The 15964-nt window shown below is 63.3% G+C and carries 13 protein-coding genes and 2 pseudogenes; 10 read left to right on the forward strand and 5 right to left on the reverse strand.

From position 1 onward, the window contains the following. The first annotated feature begins 272 nt into the window (after positions 1–272). Together ileS and ACD590_RS02695 are read left to right on the forward strand one after the other, a co-directional pair. The gene (gene ileS / locus ACD590_RS02690) at positions 273–3164 is read left to right on the forward strand and encodes an isoleucine--tRNA ligase (protein WP_026231135.1); all 2892 of its coding nucleotides are present in this window, start codon (positions 273–275) and stop codon (positions 3162–3164) included. A 133-nt stretch (positions 3165–3297) separates the two neighbouring features. Continuing rightward, entirely contained in the window at positions 3298–3927 is a 630-nt protein-coding gene (locus tag ACD590_RS02695; RefSeq protein ID WP_026231134.1) for a hypothetical protein, read from the forward strand. A gap of 49 nt (positions 3928–3976) precedes the next feature. On the opposite strand, the gene ACD590_RS02700 is transcribed toward ACD590_RS02695, so the two are convergent. Beyond that, the gene (locus ACD590_RS02700) at positions 3977–4414 is read right to left on the reverse strand and encodes a nucleoside deaminase (protein ID WP_439003505.1); all 438 of its coding nucleotides are present in this window, start codon (positions 4412–4414) and stop codon (positions 3977–3979) included. A gap of 90 nt (positions 4415–4504) precedes the next feature. Between ACD590_RS02700 and ACD590_RS02705 the strand changes: the two genes are divergently transcribed. The 3 genes from ACD590_RS02705 to ACD590_RS02715 are packed head-to-tail and all read left to right on the forward strand — an operon-like array spanning position 4505 to position 8051. Next, positions 4505–6616, forward strand: coding sequence for a pseudouridine synthase (locus ACD590_RS02705; protein ID WP_439002092.1), 2112 nt, complete (start codon positions 4505–4507; stop codon positions 6614–6616). After that, entirely contained in the window at positions 6597–7157 is a 561-nt protein-coding gene (gene rsmD, locus ACD590_RS02710) for a 16S rRNA (guanine(966)-N(2))-methyltransferase RsmD (RefSeq protein ID WP_017959156.1), read from the forward strand. The genes ACD590_RS02705 and rsmD overlap by 20 nt, the downstream gene beginning before the upstream one ends. Before the next feature lie 12 nt (positions 7158–7169). Further along, on the forward strand, positions 7170–8051 hold the full coding sequence (locus ACD590_RS02715; protein ID WP_018244977.1) for a patatin-like phospholipase family protein: 882 nt from the start codon (positions 7170–7172) through the stop codon (positions 8049–8051). A gap of 95 nt (positions 8052–8146) precedes the next feature. On the opposite strand, the pseudogene ACD590_RS02720 reads toward ACD590_RS02715, so the two are convergent. From ACD590_RS02720 to ACD590_RS02735, 4 genes and pseudogenes are all read right to left on the reverse strand, one after another. Beyond that, positions 8147–8288: pseudogene (locus ACD590_RS02720) on the reverse strand (IS481 family transposase); the annotation flags it as partial. Positions 8289–8332: 44 nt separating this feature from the next. Further along, positions 8333–8740: pseudogene (locus ACD590_RS02725) on the reverse strand (EVE domain-containing protein); the annotation flags it as partial. 3 nt (positions 8741–8743) lie between these two features. Further along, a complete protein-coding gene (locus tag ACD590_RS02730; protein ID WP_168299030.1) occupies positions 8744–9115 on the reverse strand; it encodes a VOC family protein in 372 nt (123 codons plus the stop codon). A gap of 120 nt (positions 9116–9235) precedes the next feature. After that, a complete protein-coding gene (locus ACD590_RS02735) occupies positions 9236–11050 on the reverse strand; it encodes a monovalent cation:proton antiporter-2 (CPA2) family protein (RefSeq protein WP_439002093.1) in 1815 nt (604 codons plus the stop codon). Between the two features lie 119 nt (positions 11051–11169). Here ACD590_RS02735 and ACD590_RS02740 point away from each other — a divergent pair, with 119 nt between their 5' ends. The 5 genes from ACD590_RS02740 (at position 11170) to ACD590_RS02760 (ending at position 15934) form a co-directional block, all read left to right on the forward strand. Continuing rightward, entirely contained in the window at positions 11170–12516 is a 1347-nt protein-coding gene (locus tag ACD590_RS02740) for a TldD/PmbA family protein (RefSeq protein WP_018244982.1), read from the forward strand. Positions 12517–12592: 76 nt separating this feature from the next. Further along, positions 12593–13402, forward strand: coding sequence for a 3'(2'),5'-bisphosphate nucleotidase CysQ (locus ACD590_RS02745; protein ID WP_283186106.1), 810 nt, complete (start codon positions 12593–12595; stop codon positions 13400–13402). Between the two features lie 61 nt (positions 13403–13463). Beyond that, positions 13464–13712 (forward strand): DUF4170 domain-containing protein, encoded by a 249-nt coding sequence (locus ACD590_RS02750; RefSeq protein WP_018244984.1) that lies wholly within the window; start codon positions 13464–13466, stop codon positions 13710–13712. Between the two features lie 170 nt (positions 13713–13882). Then, complete coding sequence (waaA, locus tag ACD590_RS02755) at positions 13883–15202, forward strand: lipid IV(A) 3-deoxy-D-manno-octulosonic acid transferase (protein WP_028734924.1); 1320 nt, start codon at positions 13883–13885, stop codon at positions 15200–15202. A 9-nt stretch (positions 15203–15211) separates the two neighbouring features. After that, positions 15212–15934 (forward strand): HAD family hydrolase, encoded by a 723-nt coding sequence (locus ACD590_RS02760; RefSeq protein ID WP_222284445.1) that lies wholly within the window; start codon positions 15212–15214, stop codon positions 15932–15934. Positions 15935–15964 lie beyond the last annotated feature (30 nt).

Here is a 15964-nt window from a genome sequence, read left to right on the forward strand (position 1 = left end):
GCGGCTGTCGCTGGGACACCGTCAATTCCAGCCGTTGATGCCGATTGCTAGCCGCCAATTCTTCTCTTCCTTTTCCCGGCAAAAACGCCTATGAACCGGCGCGATGACGAAATTTCGGCTGGCAATGATGATGCGAATTATCGGCCCGGCCTTCCGCGCGCGCTAAGCGGCCGGAAGGTCCGGGTTTTCAGCGCTTGGAAACGAGCGCTTCCGCCACCAGCTATTTCACGCCCGTTGCGCCCTTTCCGGGCCGCCAGAAACGATTGCCAGACATGACCGACACAGCCGAAAAGATCGACTATTCGAAGACCCTCTATTTGCCCGAGACTGATTTCCCCATGCGCGCCGGCCTGCCGCAGAAGGAGCCGGAACTCGTCAAGCGCTGGCAGGAGATGGGTCTCTACAAGAAACTGCGCGCTTCCGCCGCCGGCCGCGAGAAATTCGTCCTTCACGACGGTCCGCCCTATGCCAACGGCAACATCCATATCGGCCACGCGTTGAACAAGATCCTCAAGGACGTCATCAACCGCTCGTTCCAGATGCGCGGCTACGACGCCAATTACGTGCCCGGCTGGGATTGCCACGGCCTGCCGATCGAATGGAAGATCGAAGAGAAGTACCGCGAGAAGGGCAAGAACAAGGACGAGGTCCCGGTCAACGAATTCCGCCGGGAATGCCGTGAATTTGCCGCCGGCTGGATCAAGGTCCAGGCGGAAGAGTTCAAGCGTCTCGGCATCGAGGGTGACTTCGACAATCCCTATACGACGATGAACTTCCACGCGGAGTCGCGCATCGCCGGCGAACTCTTGAAGATCGCCGCAAGCGGTCAGCTTTATCGCGGCTCCAAGCCGATCATGTGGTCGGTCGTCGAGCGCACCGCGCTGGCCGAGGCAGAAGTCGAATACCAGGACTATGAGAGCGACACGATCTGGGTGAAATTCCCCGTCGTCGAAGGTCCGGCTGCGCTCAAGGATGCATTCGTCGTCATCTGGACGACCACGCCCTGGACGATCCCCGGCAACCGCGCGGTCTCCTTTTCCGAGCGTGTTTCCTACGGCCTCTATGAGGTGACGGCCGCCGAGAACGATTTTGGCCCGCGCCCGGGCGAAAAGCTGATCTTTGCCGATAAGCTGGCCGAGGAATCCTTTGCCAAGTCCAAGCTGCAGTACAAGCGCTTGAGCGATGTCTCTTCGGCTGACTTCGCAGCGATGACCTGTGCGCATCCCTTCAAGGGTCTCGGCGGTGGCTATGAATTCCTCGTGCCGCTGCTCGATGGCGATCACGTCACCGACGATGCTGGCACCGGTTTCGTGCACACGGCGCCAAGCCACGGTCGCGAAGACTTTGATGCCTGGATGTCGGCTGTCCGCACGCTTGAGGCCCGCGGCGTCGAGACCAAGATCCCGTTCCCGGTCGACGACGGCGGCTTCTACACATCAGACGCCCCCGGCTTCGAAGGCGCCCGCGTCATCGACGACAACGGCAAGAAGGGCGATGCCAACGACCGCGTCATCAAGGAGCTGATCGCCCGCGGCGCGCTCTTTGCCCGCGGCCGGCTGAAGCACCAGTATCCGCATTCCTGGCGCTCGAAGAAGCCGGTCATCTTCCGCAACACGCCGCAATGGTTCGTCTATATGGACAAGACCCTTGCCGACGGCACGACGCTGCGTTCGCGCGCGCTCGGTGCAATCGACGATACGCGCTTCGTGCCCGCCGCCGGCCAGAACCGCCTGCGCGCCATGATCGAAGGTCGCCCGGACTGGGTGCTCTCGCGCCAGCGCGCCTGGGGCGTGCCGATCGCCGTCTTTGCCGACGAGCAGGGCGAGGTCCTGGTCGATGAAGCCGTCAACGCCCGCATCCTCGAAGCCTTCGAACATGAGGGCGCCGACGCCTGGTTTGCCGAAGGCGCCAAGGAGCGATTCCTCGGGAATGATCATGACCATTCCCGCTGGACGCAGGTCATGGATATTCTCGACGTCTGGTTCGACTCGGGCTCGACGCACACCTTCACGCTCGAAGACCGTCCGGATCTGAAGTGGCCGGCCGATCTTTATCTCGAAGGTTCCGATCAGCATCGAGGCTGGTTCCATTCGTCGCTGCTGGAATCGGCTGCCACCCGTGGCCGTGCGCCTTACGACGCCGTCCTCACCCATGGCTTCACCATGGACGAGAAGGGCGAGAAGATGTCCAAGTCGAAGGGCAACGTGACCGCACCGCAGGAGGTGATGAAGGATGCCGGCGCCGATATCCTGCGCCTCTGGGTCATGACCTCGGATTATGCCGACGACCTGCGTGTCGGCAAGACGATCATCCAGACCAATGTCGACGCCTATCGCAAGCTGCGCAACACCATTCGCTGGATGCTCGGCACGCTCGCCCACGACAAGGGCGAGGAGATCGCGTTTTCCAATCTGCCAGAGCTGGAGCAGCTGATGCTGCACCGGCTTGCCGAGCTCGACGAGCTGGTGCGCGAGAACTACGATGCCTTCGACTTCAAGAAGATCGCCCGCGCGCTGATCGATTTCGCCAATGTCGAGCTTTCGGCCTTCTATTTCGATGTCCGCAAGGATGCGCTCTATTGCGATGCGCCGTCGAGCCTGCGCCGGCGTGCCAGCCTGCACGTCATCCGCCAGATCTTCGATTGCATGGTGACCTGGCTTGCCCCGATGCTGCCCTTCACCACCGAGGAGGCCTGGCTGTCGCGCAACCCGTCCGCCGTGTCCGTGCATCTTGAGCAGTTTGCTCCGGTTGCAAAGGAATGGCGCAACGATGCCTTGGCCGAGAAGTGGAAGAAGATCCGTACAGTGCGTTCGGTTGTGACCGGCGCCCTGGAAATCGAGCGCAAGGACAAGCGCATCGGCTCCTCGCTGGAAGCGGCTCCGCTTGTCCACATTGCCGATCCGGAGCTGTTAAAGGCGCTGGAAGGCCAGGACTTCACCGAGGTCTGCATCACCTCGGCAATCGAGATCAAGGCCGGCGAAGGACCGACGGATGCTTTCCGCCTTGCCGAGGTGCCTGAGGTCAGCGTCGTGCCGAAGCTTGCAGAGGGTGAAAAATGCGCCCGCTCCTGGCGCATCACCAGGGATGTCGGCTCCGATCCGGAATATCCCGATGTTTCGGCCCGCGACGCTGCTGCCCTTCGCGAGCTTGCCGCGCTCAAGTGAAGAATATTGCCGGATGAATTGCGCTTTCGCGGTTCATCCGGTAAAAGCTGCCTGAAAATGGCCGGATTTTTGCGTCAGGGGGACGGTTGTCCGGTTGGGCGAGGATTGCACCGGCAGGGCTGGAAGGGTTTTCATGTTAGCAACGCATTGGTTCCGTATGGGCGCCTGCCTGTCTGTTGTAGTGGCGGGATGCTCCCTGGTGTCCAGTTGCGCCAGCAGCCCGACCTACGGCACGGACAAGACCGCCATGGAACAGCTGACCGACGATCTCGGCCAGTCCGTGTCGTTGACCGGACCGGACCCGAAGAACAAGGGCGTCAAGTACACGCCGCGGCCGACGCTGGTGCTGCCGGCACAGGCGCAGAAAGAGACCCTCGTTGCGCCGCAGCAGACGGTCGCCAACAAGGACAATCCGCAATGGCTTGAATCGCCGGAGGAGACCCGCGCCCGTCTCGTTTCGGAAGCCGACGAGAATTCGGACAATCCGAATTACCGCTCGCCTCTGGCCAGCTCGGCAATCGAAGGCGGTCGGCGCACAACGGAAGCCCAGACCAAGGCCTATCGTGAAGCCCGTGCCCTGCAGAAGGGCTCCTATGTCGATCAGCGGCGTTATATATCAGATCCGCCGCCCGGCTACCGCACCGTCGACGATCCGGCAAAGCTCGATGATGTCGGCGAGCCCGAGCTCAAGAAGCAGAAGAAGCGCAAGAAGGAAGCAGCTGTCGCCAACACCGGCAAGCAGTGGTGGAACTTCCTGCAATAGCTTTTTCGGCGCCGACAAGGATGACGTCGGCGCGCACCGGCGCTGGGGATTACGGCGCCTCTCTCCTTTGCGAAAAGAACTTTCGCAGCATATCGGCCGATTGGACCTCGTTGAAGCCGGAATAGACTTCCGGGGCGTGGTGGCAGGTCGACTGCCCATAGAATCGCACGCCATTGTCGACGGCGCCGCCCTTCGGGTCCTCGGCGCCGTAATAGAGCCTGCGGATACGCGCAAACGAGATGGCTGCTGCGCACATGGTGCAAGGCTCCAGCGTCACGTAGAGATCGGCACCGACAAGGCGCTCTTGTCCAAGCGCTGCGCAGGCGAGCCGGATCGCGGCGATTTCGGCATGCGCGGTGACGTCTTTGAGCTCGCGCGTACGGTTTCCCGAGCGTGAAACGGCGATATCGTCGATAACGACGACGGCGCCGATCGGCACCTCACCGCGTTCTCCGGCCGCGCGCGCTTCTTCAAGCGCCATCTCCATGAAACGATTTGTCTTCACGATCGCAAGAATTTCCACTTAACCGCAGATGCGTGACCTGATAGACAGGCCCAAAAGGCAGGCAAACAACAAATGACACCCAAAGACAAGCCAAAACGCCCGGGCGCAAAGCCCCTTTCACGGGATATCAGGTCGAAAGGCGGCCCGAAGGCGGACGGCGAGAAGCCGGCAAAGCCTGCGGCCGCACGCGCGATCGCCGCCGAGACCGATGGCGAGGCCAAGGCCGAACGCATTTCCAAGGTGATGGCGCGCGCTGGCGTTGCCTCCCGCCGCGACATCGAACGCATGATTATGGAAGGCCGTGTGACGCTGAACGGCAGGGTGCTCGAAACCCCCGTCGTCAACGTCACGCTCGCCGATCGGATCGAAGTCGACGGCGTGCCGATCCGAGGCATCGAGCGCACCAGGTTGTGGCTCTATCACAAGCCGGCCGGTCTCGTGACCACCAATGCCGATCCGGAAGGCCGCTCGACCGTGTTCGACAACCTGCCGGAAGAGCTGCCGCGCGTCATGTCGATCGGCCGCCTCGATATCAACACCGAAGGCCTGCTGCTGCTGACCAATGACGGTGGCCTCGCCCGGGCGCTCGAGCTGCCGGCGACCGGCTGGCTGCGGCGCTACCGCGTCCGCGCCCATGGCGAGATCGATCAGGACGCGCTCGACAAGTTGAAGGACGGCATCGCAGTCGACGGTGTGCTCTATGGCTCGATCGAGGCGACGCTCGACCGCACGCAAGGCTCGAACGTCTGGATCACCATGGGCCTTCGCGAAGGCAAGAACCGCGAAATCAAGAACGTGCTCGGTGCGCTCGGTCTCGACGTCAACCGCCTGATCCGCATTTCCTATGGTCCATTCCAACTCGGCGACCTGCCGGAAGGCCACGTGATCGAAGTGCGCGGCCGGACACTCCGCGACCAGCTCGGCCCGCGCCTCATCGAGGAGGCCAAGGCGAATTTCGACGCGCCGATCTACAATGCGCCGGCCGTTGCTGCCGAGGAAGAGGCAGAGCCAGCAGCACCGGAAAGGCGCGAGCGTCCGCGCCGCGACGAGGACAAGCGCGAACGGGCGCTGAGCCGCCTCGACACCAAGCGCGACGACCGCCACGGTGGCGCGCGCAAAGAGGACGACCGCCGCGATGGCGGGCGCCGGGACGATGAAAGGCCGAAGCGTCCGCAGCCGCTCGGTCAGCGCCGCAGCGCCAATGTCTGGATGGCGCCGGGCGCCCGGCCGCTCGGCGAAAAGGCTGCTGCGAAAGCCGCCAAGAATGCGCAGACCGCGCGCCGGCGTGGCGAGCAGGCGCCTGCCAAGAATGATCGCATCGAGGATCGCCCGCGCACACAGGTGAACCGCGTGCGCGAAGAGGATGGCGAATGGATCCGCTCGAGCGAGCAGCCCCGTAGCAAGGATGAGGGCGAGGGCTTCGGCCGCAAGCGTTCCTTCGGGGATCGCCCCGCTCGCGAGGACCGCGGTTTTAGCGACCGCCCGGCGCGCGGCGAACGGCCGTTCAGTGATCGCCCCTCGCGTGGGGATCGGCCCTTCGGCGACAAACCGCGCGGTGATCGCAAGCCGCGTGCGGAAGGTGACGAGCGTCCTCGTGCCGCCAGAACCTCCGCCGGCGAAGGCCGTTCGGAGCGTCCGCGCGGCGACCGGCCGTTCGGTGATCGCCCCTCGCGTGGGGATCGGCCCTTCGGCGACAAGCCGCGCCGTGATCGCAAGCCGCGTACGGACGGCGACGAGCGTCCTCGTGCCGCCAGAACCACCGCCGGCGAAGGCCGTTCGGAGCGTCCGCGCGGCGACCGGCCGTTCGGTGATCGCCCCTCGCGTGGAGACCGGCCCTTCGGCGACAAGCCGCGTGGCGATCGCAAGCCGCGCGAGGACGGTGATGAGCGTCCGCGGGCAGCCAGAAGCTTTGCCGGCGAGGGGCGCTCCGAGCGTCCGCGCGGGGAAAGACCGTTCGGCGACAAGCCTTCGGGTGACAGGCCTTCTGGTGACAGGCCGCGCGGCAAGGGCTTTGCGGCCAAGCCCGGTGGGGCCAAGCCTGGTGGGGCCAAGAGTTTTTCCGGCAAGCCGAAAGGCGCCAAACCCGGCGGTGACAGGCCGGGCGGCGACAGGCCTGCAGGCGGGCCGTCCAGAGGTGGTGCTAAAGGAAAGGGAATGACGCGCGGTGCGGATCGTCGGCGGTGAGTTTCGCGGACGGCCTCTCGCCGTGCCAAAATCCAACGAGATCCGGCCGACTGCCGACCGGACGCGCGAGAGCCTGTTCAATATATTGAGCCATGCCTATCCGGAATGCGTCGATGGCACCCGGATCCTCGACCTTTTTGCCGGCACCGGCGCCGTCGGCCTCGAAGCCGTTTCACGCGGCTGTCGCCATGCGCTCTTCGTCGAAAACAGTGTCGAGGGCAGGGCGCTGCTCTGGGAGAACATCGATGCGCTCGGCCTGCACGGCCGCACGCGCATCCTGCGCCGGGATGCGACCGATCTCGGCAGCGTCGGCAATCTCGAACCCTTCGACGTGCTCTTTGCCGACCCGCCCTATGGCAAGGGTCTCGGTGAGAAGGCGATGGCGGCGGCGGCCGAAGGCGGCTGGCTACGGCCTGGCGCAATCGCCGTGCTCGAAGAACGCGCCGATATTGTCGTTTCCGTCCATCCTTCCTATGTTTTCCTCGAAAGCCGCATCTTTGGCGATACGAGGGTGCATTTCTTCCGATATCAGCCGCAATAAGCGGGGGCGGGCGTGCAGCAGGCAGAGATCATCAGCCCGAAATTGCCCGCGATCAGCGATCTGCCAACGGTTGCGGTCGCTTTCGGCGGCGGCGGCGCGCGCGGACTTTCCCATATCCATATCATCGAAACGCTCGATGAACTCGGCATCCGCCCGGTGGCGGTATCAGGTTCGTCGATGGGCGCGATCATGGGCGCCGGCATGGCTGCCGGCATGTCCGGCGCCGAAATCCGCGAACATGCGCTGACGACCGTCGGCAATAAGACGGCGGTCGTTGCTCGGATCTGGGGGCTGAGGCCGGCGACGGTGCGCGATGCGGTGGCCAAGGGTATCCGCATTGGCCAGTTCAATCTGGAGCGGATCCTGAAAGCCTTCCTGCCGTCCGAGCTGCCGGCCCGCTTCGAGGACCTGCTGGTCCCGATGAAGGTGATCACCACGGATTATTACGGGCAGTGCGAAGTCATCATCGAGCAGGGCGAACTGTTTCCGGCGCTGGCCGCCTCGTCCGCCATCCCCGCCGTCTTCATGCCGGTGCGCCTGCGCGACCGGGTGATGATCGACGGCGGCATCAGCAATCCGGTGCCCTATGAATGCCTGATGGATCTTGCCGACATCGTCGTCGGCATCGATGTCGTCGGCGCGCCGGAAGGCGACGGCACCCATATTCCGAACCGCATGGAGAGCATCTTCGGTTCTGGCCAGTTGATGATGCAGACGGCGATCTCGCTGAAGCTGAAGCTTCGGCCGCCGCATATTTTCCTGCGCCCGACGGTCGGCCGCACCGGCGTTATGGATTTCCTCAAGGCCCGCGAAGTCCTCGCCATGTCCGTCGGCGTCAAGGACGATTTGAAATTCGCCCTCGACCGGGAAATCGAGGCGCGGCTGAAGCGCTAGAGCAATTCCAGGAAAAGTGCGAAGCGGTTTTCCGCCCGGAATTGCGTAAGAATAAAAAGTTAGAGCGGCTCTGCGCTTCAATGAAAAGCTGAACCGCTCTGTCGGTCGGATTGATCGTTGGTCCACGGATGAAGGCTTGGTCAGCAGATGTTCGGTGCGATGGGCCGTGCAGACCCGCGCGAAGATGGACGGGTCAAGGAAGCGGAGGCTGGGGCCTGTGCGGTTTTTCGGGAGGTTCCAAACCGGTCGGGCAGCCCAAATTCCGCGGGCGTTTCACCGAGCATCGCTTCGGCTATCAGCTCGGCATCGTCATTGTCGATCTCGAAGAGGCCAAAGCGAAGTTGATAGCCCCAGCTTGCCCGACCGCTTGTGAAGGATAGTCGGTCGAGCAGTGGCCGGATAGGCGTTTCCATGGCCGGCCACCAGGCGACATCCCGCCTCCAGGGGCGGAAGTCGGGATGAACTTCCACCTGATATGCATCAGTTTCCTTGACCATGCCAATTGCAGTCAACGCTTGCAGCCGATCCCTGCCGCCAAATGTTTCGGTCGGCGAATAGTAGATCACGCGGTCACCAGGCGCGCTCCGCCTAAGCGGAGCGGCCTTTCCGTGACAAACCTGCATGAAACCCGCTTCCCGCCCGATGCGTACATGGTTTGCCGATGCCACTGCGATCCAGTTGCGGGACATGTTTCAGGCTTCCGCCACGTTATAGACGCGCAGGCGATGCCCGTCGGGATCCGCCGCGACAAAGCTACGGCCGAAATCGAGGTCGGTCGGCGGCAAAAGGATGGTCGCGCCCTTGCCTTGCCATTCGGTGTGAAGCGTATCGACCAGGTCTGCTGTCGCGACTTTGAAACCGAGGTCGCAGCCGCCGCCCGTGGGAGCTGGCGCCGGCTCAACGCCCGTCTTGCCCCAGAGTCCAAGTGCCAGACCCGAAGGCAGGATGAACATGGCGAAGGTCGGGCTGGCCTCAACGGCGTCCAGCCCGAGCAGTCGGGTATAGAAGCTGGCGCTCTTTGGCGCGTCGGCGACGAAGAGTAGAATGCTGTTGCTGTCGATCACGGTAAGCTCCTGTTTGTCAGTCAGGAGGACATTTACAGAAACATGCTGACAGATTCTGGCAGTAGCGAGTCCCCGGCGGCGAGTTCGCCACGCTCAAGCTTCGCACGTCCTGGAGTTGATCTAAGCGTCCGCCGTCGCATCCGCCGTTCCGGCCAGCGGATCGTCCTCGAAGGGATCGGCAGCACGTTTCGGCTTGACCAGCGGTTCGGGGCGGACGGGGTGGGAAAACAGCATGTCGCGCCCGGCCTGCAGCCCTTCGGACACCTGCAGCACCAGACGCGCCTCGTCGCGCTTGCGGATATCCTCGCCGATTTCATAGGCGTCGACCTCGGAAACGCCAAGCGCCTCCAGTGTTCGCCGCCCGAAGAGCAGGCCCGATTCCAGCGTTTCACGCAGCTCGTAGTCGACGCCCTTGTTGCGCAGTTCGATCGAATGGATGCGGTCGTAGGAGCGCACGTAGAGCCGCGTCTGCGGATAGTCGGCCTGCACCAGCTCCACCACCTTGTCGGTGATCTCCTTCTTCTGCGTGCAGACGAGCACGATCTTCGCCCGGTCGATGCCGGCCGAGCGCAGCACGTCCTTGCGGGCACCGTCGCCGAAATAGATGCGGAAGCCGAAGGAGGAGGCCTGGCGGATGCGGTCGGCCGAAAAATCGATGACGGTGACGCTGCGCCCTCCGGCAAGCAGGATCTGGGCGGCGATCTGGCCGAAACGCGAGAAGCCGACCATCAGTACGTCGGCGCTGGCACCCTCGAAATCCTCGTCCAGCTCCTCCTGCTCGTCGCCGCGCAGCAGCCGCTTCGAAAGGGCCGATCCGATCGGCGTCAGCGCCATGGACAGCGTGACGACCGCGACCAGCAGCGAGGCCGTGCTCGTCGACATCAGCCCGACCGTACCCGCCGTGGTGAACAGCACGAAGCCGAATTCGCCGCCCTGCGGCAGCAGGAAGGCGATGCGGATCGCATCGTCGTGCGGGGAGCCCGAGATCCGGCAGAGCCCATAGATGACGATCGCCTTGACGGCCATGACGATCGGCACGGCGACGATGACGAAGAGCGCGTTGTCGGCGAGAACGTCGAGTTCCAGCGACAGGCCGACGGCGATGAAGAAGATAGCGAGCAACACGCCGCGGAAAGGCTCGATATCCGCCTCCAGCTCGTGCCGGTAGGAGGATTCGGCAAGCATCACGCCGGATAAGAAGGCGCCCATCGCCATCGAAAGCCCGGCAAGTTGCATCAGGCTCGCCGATCCCATGACGACGAACAGGGCGGCGGCAATCATTGCCTCGCGCGCGCCGGTCCGGGCGATGATCTGGAAAAGCGGCGTTAGCAGGTAGCGTCCCATGACGATCATCGCCGCAACCGCACCGACGGCGACCGCGAAATCCAACAGCGGTGCGTTGTTGCCCTTGTCGCCGCCATCGAGGATGGTGATCAGCGCCAACAGCGGCACGATTGCCAGGTCCTGGAACAGCAGCATCGAAAAGGAACGTTGCCCGTATCTGGTGTTGACGTCGCCGTCGCCCTCGAGGATCTGCATGGCAAAGGCGGTCGAAGACAGCGCCAGGCCAAATCCGGCAACGATGCTGCCGCGCCAGTCGAGAACTTGGGAAAACCAGGCAAGCGCGGTCAGCGCCAGGCCCGTCAGCACCACCTGCGCCGAGCCGAGGCCGAAGATGTCGCGCCGCATCTGCCACAGGCGGGTGGGCTTCAGCTCCAGTCCGATGATGAAGAGCAGGAAGACGACCCCGAGTTCGGCGACGGCGAGGATCTGTTCGCCATCGGTGATGCCGTGGAAGACCGGGCCGATGACGATGCCGGCGGCGAGGTAGCCGAGCACCGTGCCGAGCCCGAGCTTCTTGAAGATCGGAGCGGCGACCACCGCGCCGCCAAGCAGCAGGATCGTTTCGGAAAAAAGGGCATTGGGCGCTGACATGCTGACAATTTCTTTCAACGGCAGGGAGCACGCAGGCAGCCCCGATAAAGAATCGGCGGCGGCGGCCTTGATGCTTGGGAGAGTGCACAATAGATGGAAGCCGAAGGAAAGGCCAAATCATGTCCTCTGAAATTGATTCCTCGACACTTCTTTCCCGCGCAACTCAATTGATCGATCTGGCAAGGAAGGCAGGGGCTGATGCCGCCGATGCCGTCGTCGTCCGGTCGCGCTCGCAATCGGTCAGCGTGCGCCTCGGCAAGGTCGAGGGCACGGAATCCTCCGAAAGCGACGATTTTTCTTTGCGCGTCTTCATCGGCAAGCGCGTCGCCAGCGTTTCGGCCAATCCGGGCTTCGATCTTCAGGCGCTTGCCGAACGCGCCGTTGCCATGGCCAAGGTTTCCCCGGAAGACCCCTTCGCCTGCCTGGCGGATGAGGCGAGCCTTTCGAGATCCTATCCCGACCTGCAATTGCTCGATACCACGGAGGTCTCCTCCGAGATGCTGCGCGAGGCGGGTCTTGCCGCTGAAGCGGCCGCGCTTGCGGTCAAGGGTGTCACCAATTCCTCCGGCGCCGGCGCCTCAGCCGGCATGGGCGGCCTCGTTCTTGCCACCTCGCACGGATTCGAAGGCAGTTACATGGCCTCGCGTTTCGGCCATTCCGTCAGCGTCATCGCCGGTGAAGGCACCGGCATGGAGCGCGATTATGATTTCGACAGCCGTCTCTATTATGCCGAGCTCGACGACCCCGCTGAAATTGGCCGTCGCGCCGGCGAACGGGTGATCAAGCGCGTCAATCCGCGCCAGGTGCCGACCGGCAAGGACGTCACGGTGATCTTCGACCCGCGTGTCGCCCGCGGCTTCGTCGGCCATATCGCCGGTGCGATCAATGGTGCTTCCGTCGCCCGCAAGTCCAGTTTCCTGCGCGACAGAATGGGTCAGCAGGTGCTGAAGTCGGGCCTGTCGATCACCGACGATCCGCTGATCGTGCGTGGGCCCTCCTCGCGGCCCTTCGATGGCGAGGGTGTGTCCGGCGAGCGGCTTGTCATGATCGAGGATGGTGTTTTGAAGCACTGGTTCCTCTCGACCTCGACCGCGCGCGAGCTCGGCCTCGAGACCAACGGCCGCGGCGTGCGCGGCGGCACTGCCGTCTCGCCTTCCTCCACCAACCTTGCGTTGGAACCCGGCGACATTTCGCCGGAGGATTTGATCCGCAGCGTCGGCAACGGTTTTTATGTCACCGAATTGATCGGCCACGGCGTCAACATGATCACCGGCGAATACAGCCGCGGCGCCACCGGCTTCTGGATCGAGAACGGCGAACTCACCTTCCCGGTCTCCGAGGTGACGATCGCCTCGAACCTCAAGGAGATGTTCATGCGCCTGACGCCGGCAAACGACATCGATCGCAAGTTCGGCGTCGCGGCCCCCACCTTCGCCATCGAAGGCATGACGCTTGCCGGGCGCTAGAGCATGATGCCGAAAAGTGTGCGCGGTTTTCGGACGACATCATGCTCCAACCGTAGTTCAGAAATGGATTGATCTGATGAGCGACATGGAGAAAGCCCGGTGGCAGAGCGATCTCACGCTGATCGCCGATGCTGCGAGAGAGGCGGGCGCCGTCGCTTTCGGCTTCTTCAACCAGTCTCCCGAGGTCTGGTGGAAGAACGAGGACCGGTCTCCTGTCAGCGCTGCCGATTTCGCCGCAAACAAGACGCTCGAGACCATCCTGCGCAAGGCCCGGCCGGATTATGGCTGGCTGTCGGAGGAAACCGACGACGATGCCGACCGTCTCTCACGCGAGACGCTGTTCATCATCGATCCGATCGACGGCACGCGCGCCTTCCTCGGCGGACAGAAGGTCTGGTGCGTCAGCGTCGCGGTGGTTCATCGCGGCCGGCCGGTGGCCGGCGTGCTCTATGCCCCGGCGCTCGAGGAGCTCTATGAGGCGGTCGAGGGCGGCGTGGCGCTGAAGAATGGCGTGCCCTTCACCGTCTCGGCCGCCGGAGCGGAAGAGATGAGCCGCCTTGCGATCGGCGACGACCTGCTGAAGACCTTTCCGTCGGCGTTCCGCGACCGGGTGAAGCGCGAGAAATACATTCCCTCGCTCGCCTATCGCATCGCCATGGTGGCGGATGGTCGTCTCGAAGGCACCTTCGTCAAGGGCAATTCCCATGATTGGGACCTTGCAGCCGCCGATCTGATCCTTGTCTGCGCCGGCGGCGGCCTCGTCGACATCGAAGGCCAGCCGATCGTCTACAACCGTGCCGAAGTCACCCACAAGGTCCTCTGCGCGGCCCCAACGCCCCGCCTCGGCGAATTCCTCGCGGCCTTTGCGGGGCGACGAGACAGTTGACGTTTCCGTCAAAATCCCGCAGATGGGTGGCGGAGGAGAATAGGCAGAAAGAGAACAAAAAATGACTGAATCCGGTGACAAGAAGCAACTTCTGCATCTCGTTTTTGGCGGCGAACTGGAAAGCCTCGATGACGTCCAGTTCCGTGATCTGCAGGGTCTCGATATCGTCGGCATTTTCCCGGATTATGCCACGGCGCTGACGGCCTGGAAGGCGAAGGCGCAGCAGACGGTCGACAATGCGCATATGCGCTACTTCATCGTCCACATGCATCGTTTGCTTGATCCGCAGGAAAAGGCCAGGGGCAACTGACCTTGGCAAGTGCTGCCGGCCGGCCGCTCGTCGAGCGGGGCTTTGGTGCATCGGGCGCCGTCGATCCGGATTGTTGGACGCATTCTGAACAAATTAATCGGCCATTGCGGCCGCAACGATAATTAGGGAATGGGTTTGATGTCGATCGGTTTTGATCGGAGGCTGGCGCAATGAGCTCCCGGATGGCGCGCTTCGGTCTGAACGCATACCGTCTGGCGGGAACCGTGGCCTCTCCTGTGGTCGGCCTCTATATCACCTACCGCACGGCCAAGGGCAAGGAAGACCGGGCCCGCCGCCTGGAACGTTTTGGCTATCCGAGCGCCAACCGGCCGCAAGGCCCGCTCGTCTGGTTTCATGCTGCAAGCGTCGGTGAAACCAACGCCGTCATCCCGCTGATCCGTGAAATCCGCCGCCGCGACATTCATGTCATCCTGACGACCGGCACCATCACCTCCGCCAAGCTCGCCGCCGAGCGCCTCGGCCAGGAAGCGATCCATCAATATGTGCCGCTCGACCTGAAGCCCTCCGTCAGCCGCTTCCTCGATTATTGGCAGCCCGATTGCGCCATCATCGCCGAATCCGAGATCTGGCCGGCAACGGTGCTGGAACTCGGCCACCGCCGCATTCCGCAGATTCTGATCAATGCCCGTATGTCGGACCGCTCCTTTGCCCGCTGGCGCCGGCGCCCGGCGATCGCCGAAGCCTTGTTCGAGAATCTTGCCCTCGTCATCGCCCAGTCGGATGTCGATGCCGAACGTTTCCGCGATCTCGGCGCTGTCCCTGTCATCACCTCGGGCAATCTGAAGGTCGATACCGACGCACCGCCTTATGACAGCGCTGTCCTCGCCCGCTATAAGAAGCAGATCGGCGAGCGCAAGACCTGGGCGGCGATCTCGACCTTCGACGGCGAGGAGAATGCCGCCGCCATCGTTCACCGGGCGCTGAGGGAGCGAGATCGCCAATTGACGATCATCGTGCCGCGCCATCCCGAGCGCAGCGACGAGATCGAGGCGGCCCTGGTCAAGCAGGGGCTGAAGGTCGCCCGCCGCACCCGCGACGATGTCTTGTCCGCCGATGTCGATATCTTCCTTGGCGATACGATCGGCGAAATGGGCCTCTATTTGAGACTGACGGAAATCGCCTTCGTCGGCCGCTCGCTCTTTGCCGAAGGCGGCCAGAATCCTCTGGAGCCTGCCATGCTCGGCTGCGCCATTCTCTCCGGCGGCCATGTGCAGAATTTCCGCGATGCCTATCAGAAGCTTGCCCGCAGCGGCAGCGCCCGCATGGTGCGCGATACCGAAATGCTGGCCAAGGGCGTGCATTACCTGCTGATCAACGACGAAGCCCGCCGGAATATGATCGAGGCCGGCATCACCGCCGTGCACGAGATGCGCGGCGCGCTGACGGCGACGGTGAAGGGGCTGGAACCCTATATCAATCCGCTGACGGTGAAGGCGCGGCTGTTGCCCAAGGCCGTGGCCCAGGTCTAAGGAGATATGATGTCGGTAGCGTCCCCTATCAAAGGCATTCTCTTCGACAAGGACGGCACGCTGCTCGACTATGATGAGAGCTGGCTGCCGGTCAACCGCGAGCTTGCCCGCATCGCAGCCCAGGGGGATGAGCCTCTCGCCGACCGGCTGCTTTCCGCTTGCGGCATGGATCCGGTGACCGGCCATATCGTTCCCGACAGCCTGCTTGCCGCCGGCAATACCCGCCAGATCGCCGAGGGTCTCGTTGCCGCGGGCTCGATGGTCGATGTCGGCGAACTGACGGTCCGCCTTGACGAGCTCTTTTCCAGCGCTGCCGAATTTTCCGTGCCGGTGACCGATCTTGCCGGTTTCTTCGCCCGGCTGCATCGGCGCGGCTTCAAGCTCGGTGTCGCCTCCAGCGACAATGAACGATCGATCCGCCAGACGGCGGAACGTTTCGGTTTTGCCCCCTATGTCGATTACATCGCCGGCTACGACAGCGGTTTCGGCGTCAAGCCGGAGCCCGGCATGGTGCTCGGCTTCTGCGCTGCAACCGGTCTTTCGCCTGAAGAGGTCGCCATGGTCGGCGACAACAACCACGATCTGCATATGGGTCTGAATGCCGGGACGGGGCTGAGGATCGCGGTGCTGACCGGCACCGGTTCGCGGGATTCGCTTGCTGCCGCAGCCGATCACGTGCTTGACGATATCACCGCCATCGAGACCCTGCTGCCCGATCTGCAGCCCGCCTGACCGCCGGCACTTAACCGCGAACATCGGAAT

This window comes from Rhizobium sp. 862_C5_N1_2 (assembly GCF_051811205.1).
GTDB classification, from domain to species: domain Bacteria; phylum Pseudomonadota; class Alphaproteobacteria; order Rhizobiales; family Rhizobiaceae; genus Rhizobium; species Rhizobium leguminosarum.